Source organism: Streptococcus oralis (assembly GCF_003942585.1).
In the GTDB taxonomy this organism is placed as follows: Bacteria; Bacillota; Bacilli; order Lactobacillales; family Streptococcaceae; genus Streptococcus; species Streptococcus oralis_BE.
This window is the reverse complement of record NZ_RJNK01000003.1, coordinates 107934-118552: the sequence shown is the minus strand read 5'-3', so window position 1 is coordinate 118552 and position 10619 is coordinate 107934. Positions and strand designations below refer to the sequence as shown.

Below are 10619 nucleotides of genomic sequence, written 5' to 3'. Positions count from 1 at the left end.
GAGGTGTGTGTGTTGGAACAATCCAAACAGACAGTTGGTTCTGTCACAAAAAGAATTATTAGACAATTGAGTTATGAGTTGGAGTCACCATCGAGTAAAGCTGCACTGGCAAAAATTAGAAAAACGTTGGGTAAACCCTTGAGCGATGCAACAGATATCTGGCCGATTTTATTTGAGCATTTACCAGAGGAGTTTGTCAATTCATACCAGCAGCCTAGCTATGAGGAGTTAGCAATTTATACAGCTATCCAATTTTACGCCTTACATCAACAAGGAACTTCAACTGGTGTGATGTTAGATGAGCCCGATACTTATCAAAATATCGGTTCTGCTCTTAGTCAACTTCGAAAAGGAGATGATACGACAGCCATTGACAGAAGGTTCAATGTTATGATTACATCATCAACTTTTGAAGAGTTGATCTACCATTTACGCCACATGATGATGTTACTCAAAACAAAGTCTCCTGCTACAAAGGTTGATTATGCTAAGTTAGCTGAGGACTTGTATTGGTTTTTAAAAAATGTACAAGAAAATCTTCGCCTAAATTGGGCAAGATCATATTATAAACAAATCAAAGGAGAAAAACACAATGACAACTAACCAACGCTTATTTTTAGATATTCATGCTATACAAACCTTGCCACCTTCAAATATGAATAGAGATGATACAGGTAGCCCAAAGACCGCTCAGTACGGGGGTGTAAAAAGATCGCGCGTGAGTTCTCAAGCTTGGAAGAGAGCTATAAGAGACTATTTTAATACTTATGGAGAACAGTCTAATGTCGGTGTCCGAACAAAAGACATTGTAAGATATGTTGCAGGTAAAATTGTAGAACTAGATAATTCTATCAGTTTTGAAGATGCACTAACCAAAGCAGATACAGTCTTGATAGCTACTGGAATTAAGAAAAAAGGTGAAGTCAAGGCGCTTTACTTTATGGGGGATAGACAAGCTGAGAAATTAGCTCAAGCGGCCTATGAAAATCTGACTGATAAAAAAGAACTTCAAAAACTAGCTAACTCAAATCCAGCCATTGATGTTGCTATGTTCGGTCGAATGGTAGCTGAAGATCCAGTTCTAAACGAGGATGCTTCCTCTCAAGTTGCCCATGCTATTTCAACACATGCTGTACAAACTGAATTTGATTTCTTTACTGCTATTGATGATTTAGCTCCAGAGGATAATGCAGGTGCAGGTATGCTGGGAACTATCGAATTTAACTCTTCTACGCTTTATCGTTATGCCAATGTTGCGATTCATGAATTATCAAAACAACTAGAGGATGAGAAATCCTTAAAGAACAGCTTGAATTTATTCATCGAAGCATTTGCAAATTCACTCCCGACAGGAAAAGTGAATACCTTTGCCAATCAAACTTTACCGCAGGCTCTAATCGTTTCTTTGCGTGATGATCGTCCTGTTAATCTTGTCAGTGCTTTTGAAGAACCAGTTAAATCAACAGATGGTTATGTGGCAAAATCTATTGAAAAACTGTCTAAAGAGTATACAAGAGTTGAAAAATTCGTGAATAAACCACTTTTGACTTTCTATGTGACTTTGGATGAGAATGAGAGTTTAAAACAAATAGGTGAGGAAAAATATTCCGTTTCAGAATTATTAAAAGATTTTTCGGAAACCTTAGGACAAGTCCTCAAAAAATAGGTGAATGGCATGAAGACTATTTTGTTGAAATTTGCTGGCCCTTTGCAATCTTGGGGGACAAGTTCACATTTCGAAACAAGACATACGGATTTTTATCCTTCTAAGAGTTCTGTTATTGGGTTGATTGCTTCAAGTCTAGGATATCGTCGAGACGATGATGAAAAAATTACTCGTTTAAACGAGCTGGATTTTGCAGTTCGAGTGGATCAACAAGGAAATTTACTCAGAGATTTTCATATTGCACAAAAGTATACAGAAAAAGGAAAGTTTGAACGAAATTATGTCACGAATCGTTATTATTTAGAAGATGCTGTTTTTGTAGTGGCTCTTTCTCATAATAATGAGCAGTTTTTGGAAATGATTTTACAAGCTTTGAGAAATCCCTATTTCCAACCATTTATGGGAAGAAGGGCTCTGCCGTTGACTGCAGATTTTATCTTAGGTGAGACTGAGATTGGAGCAGTTGAAAGTTTGAGAACTCTTGATTGGCAAGCTTCACCATGGTTTATGAAGAGAAAGCTTATGGATGTCGTAACTTTAGAAATCTATTCTGATAGACATTTAACCGATAGAGGTATTTATCAACTGAGACAAGATGTTGTCAAGTCTTTTTCACAAAAGGGGAGAAGGTTTGGCTATAGGTATGAAACCAGAGAACTGGTTCAAGTTCGGAATTCGTTTCGAGATAAAAATACGGCACATGATGTTTTTAAGAGTATAGGAGATTGATGGTATGTATATCTCAAGAGTAGAAATTGATCGGACCAATCGCCGAAAGATTAGGCGCTTAACACATATAGGCGCTTACCATGCTTGGGTAGAAGAGAGTTTTCCAGAAGAAATGGAACAATCTATTCGAACAAGGAAATTATGGCGTATAGATCGTATCCAAGATAAAGATTACCTGATTATTGTTAGTGAAAATAAACCTGATTTACAACGATTAGAAAAATACGGGGTTTCTGGTAGTGCTCAAACTAAGGATTATCAACAATTTTTAGATAATATCTATACTGGTAGCCGAATGAAATTTCGAGTGGTGCTTAATCCAGTTATTTCCTTAGTATCACCAGATAATCTTAAAAGAGGTATTGTAAAACCTCATGTTACGAGTGAATATCAGATGAATTATCTAATAGACCGCTCTGACAAAAATGGATTTTCACTGATAAAAGAAGATTTTTCAATCGTTGAACGTGGTTATGAGGTGTTTAAAAAAGCTGTTAAACCTATCCGATTGATAAAGGTTGTTTATGAAGGGATCTTAACAGTTAGTGATGCAGATCTTTTTAAGAAGCTTTTGACTGAAGGAATGGGAAAGAAAAAAGCATACGGTTTTGGTTTAATGACCGTTATTCCATTGGGAAACGAATCATGGTAAAAAAAAGTGGAACGAAGAAAACATCTCTGCGAGAACTTCCTAAAATAAGCGATCGTGTCAGCTTTATTTACGTAGAACACGCAAAGATAAATCGTGTGGATAGCGCTATTACAGTGCTTGATAGCAACGGAACAGTTAGAATACCTGTTGCTATGATTGGTGTATTATTGCTAGGGCCGGGTACTGATATTAGCCATCGTGCTGTAGAGTTGATAGGAGATGCTGGAACCAGTCTGGTTTGGGTTGGTGAGCGAGGTGTTCGTCAGTATGCTCATGGAAGATCCTTAGCACATTCAACAAAATTCTTAGAGAGACAGGCTAAGCTGGTTTCAAATTCTCGGTCGCGTTTAGCTGTTGCCCGTAAAATGTATCAAATGCGATTTCCTGGTGAAGATGTCACCACATTAACAATGCAGCAACTACGGGGTCGTGAAGGAGCTAGGGTGAGAAAAGCATATAGGATGCAATCTGAAAAATTCAAGGTTCCTTGGGATAAAAGGGACTACAGACCTGATGATTTTGAAGGAGGGACGGTAGTGAATCAGGCGCTATCCGCAGCTAATGTAGCACTTTACGGTTTGGTGTACAGTATAGTGGTAGCGCTAGGTGTTTCTCCAGGTCTTGGTTTTGTACATACCGGCCATGATTTATCCTTTATTTATGATATTGCAGACTTATATAAAGCTGAATTGACTATTCCCTTAGCTTTTGAAATTGCAGCTAACTATACTGAGGATGATGATATTGGTAAGCTTGCTCGATTGAAAACAAGAGATTCCTTCGTAGATGGCAAGTTAATGGCTCGGATAGTTACTGACATTCAATATTTATTTGAAATAGATGATGAAGAGGAGTTAGTGATTGATACGCTTTCTTTGTGGGATGATAAGGATAAACTTGTTAAACATGGAGTTAGTTATATGGAGAATTAATAATATGCCACTGACTGTTTTAACTTTAAAAAATGTTCCGCCGTCTTTAAAAGGAGATTTAACCAAGTGGATGCAAGAAATTGCCACAGGGGTTTACGTTGGAAATATCAATACTAGGGTTCGTGAAAAGTTATGGGATCGTATTAAGGCGAACGTTGGAAAAGGTGAAGCTACAATTAGTTACGCCTTTAGAAATGAAATTGGCTATCAATTTGATACCGTAAATGCTCAGCGGAGTGTACTAGACTATGATGGAATCCCATTAATTCTATTACCTAGCCAAACAGACAGCAATGGAAAAATATCCAGTTTTGGATACAGTGATGCTGCTAAGTTTAGACGGATCAAGCGTTTTGGCCGTCATTCAGAAGTTTCTTCAAAACCACAGAGTTCCTATATTGTGATTGATATTGAGACGGATGGTTTAGATGAGAATGAACATACCATTATAGAAATTGGGGCACTTAAGGTTACTCCATCCACTACAGAAGAGTTTAATGCTCTTATCAAATATGACGGAATCTTGCCTACGAAGATTTCTAAATTAACGGGAATTTCTCAGGCTCTATTAGAACAAAATGGTCGAAATTTAAAAGAAGTACTTTCCGATTTTTTGCTTTTTATAGGTGAATCAGCTTTAGTTGGCTATGGTATCAATTTTGATGTTAAGTTTATTAACAATGAGCTTAACAAGTTGGGTTTGCCTTTATTATCAAATAAAACTCATGATTTAAAGAAATTTGTCAAGAGTGAAAAACTATTTCTGGCTAACTATCAATTACAGACAGCTCTTAAGGAATATGGAATTGAAGAGGTAGTTCCTCATAGAGCTTTACCGGACGCTAAGTTAATCTATCAGTTATCAACAAAAGTGAATAAATTTTTGGATAGAATCAATCGGGATTAAGCGATTTCAATGGGATCTTTTAGTGTTTTTCCCGCACTCGCGGGGGTGATCCTGGTATTGAAGTCTTAGAAGAAAACATAAATAAGTTTTTCCCGCACTCGCGGGGGTGATCCTTAAATAGTAGTGGAATAAATCCTATTGTAAAAGTTTTTCCCGCACTCGCGGGGGTGATCCTAGTTCAAATCCTCCGTGGACATGGATTGAACGGTTTTTCCCGCACTCGCGGGGGTGATCCCAAAGACGACTTCCTGCAGCACGCTAAAGAGGAGGTTTTTCCCGCACTCGCGGGGGTGATCCTACTATGGACCGTCTATCAATTTTTCCGTTCAGGTTTTTCCCGCACTCGCGGGGGTGATCCCACGCTACAAGAGATGGGAGTGTTGTAAATGGAGTTTTTCCCGCACTCGCGGGGGTGATCCTACGCTGCTTCCGTCCAGCAACGTTGACGTTCCGTTTTTCCCGCACTCGCGGGGGTGATCCTAATATTTTCAACTTTTAGATGTTGGTAAATCGGTTTTTCCCGCACTCGCGGGGGTGATCCTAGTGCAAGTGATAAACTTAATAAGAAAGTAAAGTTTTTCCCGCACTCGCGGGGGTGATCCTATCGCTACTGGTAATATCAATATTTTCGGTGGGTTTTTCCCGCACTCGCGGGGGTGATCCTGCACTCTATGGAAAATTTGGTGCTAAAATCATGTTTTTCCCGCACTCGCGGGGGTGATCCTGATTGAACCATTTTCCAGCTATCTAGCCAGAAAGTTTTTCCCGCACTCGCGGGGGTGATCCTAGAAAATCTGCTTTCAAACATTGTCTAATCGTGTTTTTCCCGCACTCGCGGGGGTGATCCTAAAAGAAAGGATTTTATAAGATGATAGGTTAGGTTTTTCCCGCACTCGCGGGGGTGATCCTGGCACATCGTCAAAATCTTCATAATCTGTAATGTTTTTCCCGCACTCGCGGGGGTGATCCTTGATTGTTTCTGATGATAATAGTTCATAAGTAGTTTTTCCCGCACTCGCGGGGGTGATCCTGGAATAGAAGCGGTAAAAGATTTATATTCGTAGTTTTTCCCGCACTCGCGGGGGTGATCCTAGTTCATAAGTATAACAGCACATTTCATCTAAGTTTTTCCCGCACTCGCGGGGGTGATCCTAAGGATAAGATGGTGCACATGGAATCAATCAGGTTTTTCCCGCACTCGCGGGGGTGATCCTACGCGAGAAACAGGTAATAAGGCGCAAGAAAAGTTTTTCCCGCACTCGCGGGGGTGATCCCCTCATTTCTAACTATATACATTGTACCATTTAGTTTTTCCCGCACTCGCGGGGGTGATCCCATACCGACAAAAAAGTTATTGTTTGAGTACTCGTTTTTCCCGCACTCGCGGGGGTGATCCTGATGCAGAGGCTAGTTATGTACAATCTCATAAAGTTTTTCCCGCACTCGCGGGGGTGATCCTGAAACCTAAAGAAAGCAAGGTTGTCATACTAAGTTTTTCCCGCACTCGCGGGGGTGATCCCTGAAGCACTCAGTTTTATCCGTTTTAAAATTGGTTTTTCCCGCACTCGCGGGGGTGATCCTAAAGGGAGGTACTCTTATTTATGAAACTACTTGTTTTTCCCGCACTCGCGGGGGTGATCCTAAGTGATTAGCGGTTCCTTCTACCCATGGATCGTTTTTCCCGCACTCGCGGGGGTGATCCTGGACGGATTATCCGTCAAGGAAACATGTATAGGTTTTTCCCGCACTCGCGGGGGTGATCCCGTCCACCTCATAGATGATTCTAGTCGCGTCTTGTTTTTCCCGCACTCGCGGGGGTGATCCCAAATGACAAGCCGCTTAAAGGACAAGTACAAGGTTTTTCCCGCACTCGCGGGGGTGATCCCAGGTCAAGAGGGCATCGTAGCGCAACAATTAGGTTTTTCCCGCACTCGCGGGGGTGATCCCTAATTTTAGGTACTTGTCGAACTACTGTCGCAGTTTTTCCCGCACTCGCGGGGGTGATCCCGTCATCGCTGCTTCAATAACTTTAGTTAAGTCGTTTTTCCCGCACACGCGGGGGTGATCCTGTATAATTCGTCGAAATTGTAATGTTGCCATGGTTTTTCCCGCACACGCGGGGGTGATCCTTGAAAAAATTCGTTGACAGTTACATGAGCGCAGTTTTTCCCGCACATGCGGGGGTGATCCTGCAACTCTATCCATCAACATTCTCACACGGTAGTTTTTCCCGCACATGCGGGGGTGATCCTTTAAGGCATCTGCCAATAAACGGCTTGACAATGTTTTTCCCGCACATGCGGGGGTGATCCGTAATCGACTATATTTTTGACGGTTTAGAATTGGTTTTTCCCGCACATGCGGGGGTGATCCTGCTGTCAATGCCGTGGAGCAGGTCGCAGCTGAGTTTTTCCCGCACATGCGGGGGTGATCCCGCAGTCAACCACACTGACGGCTAGCGTGCCAGGTTTTTCCCGCACATGCGGGGGTGATCCCTAATTTTCTCGGCTACGTCAAAGCCATTGAAGGTTTTTCCCGCACATGCGGGGGATTGACTACATAAAATGAGATATAAGAAAAATATTCCTATTGAAAACTGATAAATTAGAGATAGGAGTGTTTTATTATAGGAAAAAACATATTTTGTGTAAATGAAGATATCTTACATAACAAAGGAGAAGACAAGTAAATTGAATGAAGTCATCATGGAGACATTTGGTAACAATAACATCAGTTGGGTAAAAAACTTTTAGAAGAGTATAAGAAAATTTGTCTTGTATCTGTTGTCTTAAAGTGTTTCAGAACTAAATGCTCAATATTTTTCGATTGGAAAAACGAGACTAAAATCCTTCTGCCAAATCCTTGGCTCTCCTAGCTGGTGCTAGTGAGACCGAGGTTGCTCCCCTGGTCGAGCGCCTCATCGCTGATAAAACCTTTAACTTAGAGACAGCCCAGCGCTATCTAGAAAACTTACGATCATAAAAAAACTCAGATCAATTGATCTGAGTTTTTTGTAGTTAAATACTTTTTCCTGGTAATAATGTAACTGGTAAGAAGTAACCAGTTGTTGCGACTTCTTTACCTTCAATTTTCTGCAGGAGAAGATCAACAGTGAGGTGGGCAATCTCTTTTAGAGGCTGCTTAATTGTTGTCAAATGAGGATAGTAATTCTCGATAAAGTAAGTCCCATCATAGCCGATGACCTTGAGCTCTTCAGGGACAGAAATGCCCAGTTCCTGAGCGATTTTGATAACTAGGATAGCTGTCAAATCGTCTGAAGCAAAGATAGCATCTGGTTTCTGATGAGTCAAGATATTCTTGATTTCCATTTCCTTTCTGATGGGAGAAAAGTCACTCGAAACATTGATAATAGGAGCTTTTGGGAGTACAGAGGCAAAGCCAGCATGACGCAGTCCAGTAGGCGAGTTAGAATTGTCATTCCCTGTAATCATGATGATAGACTGGGCGCCTGTCTTAACCAAGGTTTGGGCAGCGAGAACCCCGCCACCGTAGTTGTCAGAGGAGACCACAGGGATGTCTGGAGACAGATTTCGGTCAAAGGAAATAATCGGTGCTGTCACACGATTGTAGTCTTCGATTCCCAAGTTGTGACTTCCAGAAATGATACCGTCGACCTGATTGGCCTCCAGCATTTCGATGTACTCCCTTTCCTTTTCAGAGTCATGTTCGCTGTTACAGATGATGGTCTTGTAGCCATTCTTAAAGAGTTGGTGTTCCAACTTATCAATCAACTCCGCATAAAAGACATGACTGATGTTTGGAAAAATGAGTCCAATCAACTTGGCAGATTTTCCTTGGAGACTTCGAGCCAGATTGTTGGGCTTGTAGCCTAGTTCTCGCATGGCTTCATTAACCTTTTGAATGGTTTTCTCAGATAGATACCCCTTTTTATTGATGACCCGTGAGACGGTAGTAGGGCTGACGCCTGCAAGTTTTGCTACATCAGTTAGTTTTGCGACCATAATCTAATTCATAGTAAGTTCCAGTTGGGTTTCCAGACTTGATGAGGATCCCATTTTGGTCCGCATGTGGGAAGACACGACCAGAAAATACTTTTTCTCCTTTATTGATGAAAATTTCAAAGACTGACTTGTCGATGAAGATAGTAGCAGTAGTAGCCTGATTATCGATAGGGCAAGAACGAGTCGTCCCAAATTCTTGGGCATACTGTTCTCCAGACTGGCTACGATCCACTGTCACCTGTCCATTGACAAGGTCAAAGTTGATTGAAAGCCCCTTGCCTTCTTTATCAGCAAGTAAGACAATCTCGCTCTGGCTATTGGCCTCCAAGTTGAGCTCGAGTTCATAGGTGTTGTTGGTTTGAGTACGATTTGAGAAGACCTCTTCAGAAGAACGAAGTTCTTTGATAGCTGCGATAGGGTATTGGTAGAGTTTCCCATCTTTGATGGTCAGTTCCTTAACCAGTGAAAGGGCACCTTGATAATCAAATCGATCAGATGGGTAGGCTACATCTGGTAACCCAAGCCAACTTACTGCTAGTGCACGTCCGTCAGGAGCGTTGAAGGCTTGAGTTGCATAGGCTTCGAAACCATAGTCTAGATTATGAAGTTGAGACACATCTACCATTTTAGCGTTTTCAGGATCAAAGGAAACCCCGATTTTGTACATATTTGGAAAGATATTATCGTAGTCTAGAACTTTTTTATCCAATCCTTGTGGACAGTAGAGAAGGACAGGTTGCTCCCCTACAAAGACCAGATTTGGGCATTCCATCATGTAGGCAGTGCGATCGTTAGCGAAGTCAAGATTGCCAACTGCTTGCCAGTTTGTGTAGTCGTTGTCAACAGCCTTGTAGAGACGGACGAAGCCTTTTTTCTCCAAGTCCTGTCCACCGACGATAGCATAGTATTGACCTTTGAAGTTAAAAATTTGCGGGTCGCGGAAGTGGTCAGTAGAGTCAGATGGTTGGCCAATCAAGATTTTGTCAATTTTCGTAATCTTACCATCTTTATCCATCAAAGCACCAATCTGGTATGGGTGACGAATCCAGTTTTCATCACGGACATTTCCTGTATAAAATAGGAACAAGTTATCGCCAAACTGCATGGCAGAACCAGAGTAGGCACCGTGACTATCCAATGGAGTATCTGGCAAAATTTTGACTCCAGTTTCTGTGAAGTGCACTAAATCATCACTTTCTAGCTGTGCCCAAGATTTCAAACCGTGTGCTGCACCAAAAGGAAAATTCTGGTAAAAGAGGACCCACTTGCCATCAAAGTAAGAAAAGCCATTTGGGTCGTTGAGAAGTCCTGTTTTTGGTTCAACATGGTAATGAGTATGCCATGGAGATTGTGCCATCTTTTCCTTTATATGTTGAATTTCTTCTTGCGTCCAATCTTCATAGGGTCTATAACGACGCTCGGTTGTCCATTCCATTTTATCTTTCCTCCATAAGTTCTATTCTATTATTAATAGTAAACGTTTTCGGCAAAAAAAGCAAGTCTTTTATGTTAAAAAAGAGAAAAATGTGTCAAACGATTGTCATAAAACAAGTAAAGGAAATCTGGCAAATTTTCACGAAAAAATGAAAGAAAATGTAAATAAAAAGCTTTGAACCCTCTAATATAAAGATATTTTTTTGAGGAAAAAGAGAATATCCCTCAAAAACGAGCAAAAATAATCAGAGAAAAAAGAAAGGGAATAAAAATTTCTGCAAAACGCTTGACATATTTTAGAAACATGATAAAATAA

General features: G+C 41.0%; 8 protein-coding genes and 1 CRISPR repeat array. Of the genes, 6 read left to right on the top strand and 2 right to left on the bottom strand.

What is annotated here, in order from left to right; genetic code table 11:
• Positions 1 to 9 precede the first annotated feature (9 nt).
• Genes casB through cas2e form a run of 6 tightly spaced genes read left to right on the top strand, consistent with a single transcriptional unit; the run spans position 10 to position 4886 of the window.
• Positions 10 to 603: a type I-E CRISPR-associated protein Cse2/CasB gene (casB, locus tag D8862_RS06095; RefSeq protein ID WP_000893381.1), complete on the top strand. Its 594-nt coding sequence runs from the start codon at positions 10 to 12 to the stop codon at positions 601 to 603.
• Complete coding sequence (gene cas7e / locus D8862_RS06090; protein WP_125449335.1) at positions 593 to 1666, top strand: type I-E CRISPR-associated protein Cas7/Cse4/CasC; 1074 nt, start codon at positions 593 to 595, stop codon at positions 1664 to 1666. Before casB ends, cas7e begins: the two co-directional genes overlap by 11 nt.
• A gap of 9 nt (positions 1667 to 1675) precedes the next feature.
• Complete coding sequence (gene cas5e / locus D8862_RS06085; protein WP_125449333.1) at positions 1676 to 2395, top strand: type I-E CRISPR-associated protein Cas5/CasD; 720 nt, start codon at positions 1676 to 1678, stop codon at positions 2393 to 2395.
• Between the two features lie 4 nt (positions 2396 to 2399).
• Entirely contained in the window at positions 2400 to 3047 is a 648-nt protein-coding gene (gene cas6e / locus D8862_RS06080) for a type I-E CRISPR-associated protein Cas6/Cse3/CasE (protein ID WP_125449331.1), read from the top strand.
• Positions 3041 to 3979 (top strand): type I-E CRISPR-associated endonuclease Cas1e, encoded by a 939-nt coding sequence (gene cas1e / locus D8862_RS06075; protein ID WP_125449329.1) that lies wholly within the window; start codon positions 3041 to 3043, stop codon positions 3977 to 3979. The genes cas6e and cas1e overlap by 7 nt, the downstream gene beginning before the upstream one ends.
• A gap of 4 nt (positions 3980 to 3983) precedes the next feature.
• Positions 3984 to 4886 carry a type I-E CRISPR-associated endoribonuclease Cas2e gene (gene cas2e, locus D8862_RS06070; RefSeq protein WP_125449327.1) on the top strand — a complete coding sequence of 301 codons (903 nt, stop codon included), beginning with the start codon at positions 3984 to 3986 and terminating at the stop codon, positions 4884 to 4886.
• Positions 4887 to 4910: 24 nt separating this feature from the next.
• Positions 4911 to 7382: a CRISPR direct-repeat array (repeat unit 29 nt; unit sequence GTTTTTCCCGCACTCGCGGGGGTGATCCT).
• 521 nt (positions 7383 to 7903) lie between these two features.
• On the opposite strand, the gene D8862_RS06060 is transcribed toward cas2e, so the two are convergent.
• The gene (locus D8862_RS06060; protein WP_125449325.1) at positions 7904 to 8869 is read right to left on the bottom strand and encodes a LacI family DNA-binding transcriptional regulator; all 966 of its coding nucleotides are present in this window, start codon (positions 8867 to 8869) and stop codon (positions 7904 to 7906) included.
• On the bottom strand, positions 8850 to 10304 hold the full coding sequence (locus D8862_RS06055; protein ID WP_125449323.1) for a sucrose-6-phosphate hydrolase: 1455 nt from the start codon (positions 10302 to 10304) through the stop codon (positions 8850 to 8852). Before D8862_RS06055 ends, D8862_RS06060 begins: the two co-directional genes overlap by 20 nt.
• Between the last annotated feature and the right edge of the window lie 315 nt (positions 10305 to 10619).

Bases quoted from the DNA above. Each gene is read 5' to 3' on its own strand.
- cas7e (WP_125449335.1), top strand. From the start codon at position 593: ATGACAACTAACCAACGCTTATTTTTAGATATTCATGCTATACAAACC.
- cas5e (WP_125449333.1), top strand. From the start codon at position 1,676: ATGAAGACTATTTTGTTGAAATTTGCTGGCCCTTTGCAATCTTGGGGG.
- cas6e (WP_125449331.1), top strand. From the start codon at position 2,400: ATGTATATCTCAAGAGTAGAAATTGATCGGACCAATCGCCGAAAGATT.
- cas1e (WP_125449329.1), top strand. From the start codon at position 3,041: ATGGTAAAAAAAAGTGGAACGAAGAAAACATCTCTGCGAGAACTTCCT.
- cas2e (WP_125449327.1), top strand. From the start codon at position 3,984: ATGCCACTGACTGTTTTAACTTTAAAAAATGTTCCGCCGTCTTTAAAA.
- D8862_RS06060 (WP_125449325.1), bottom strand. From the start codon at position 8,869: ATGGTCGCAAAACTAACTGATGTAGCAAAACTTGCAGGCGTCAGCCCT.
- D8862_RS06055 (WP_125449323.1), bottom strand. From the start codon at position 10,304: ATGGAATGGACAACCGAGCGTCGTTATAGACCCTATGAAGATTGGACG.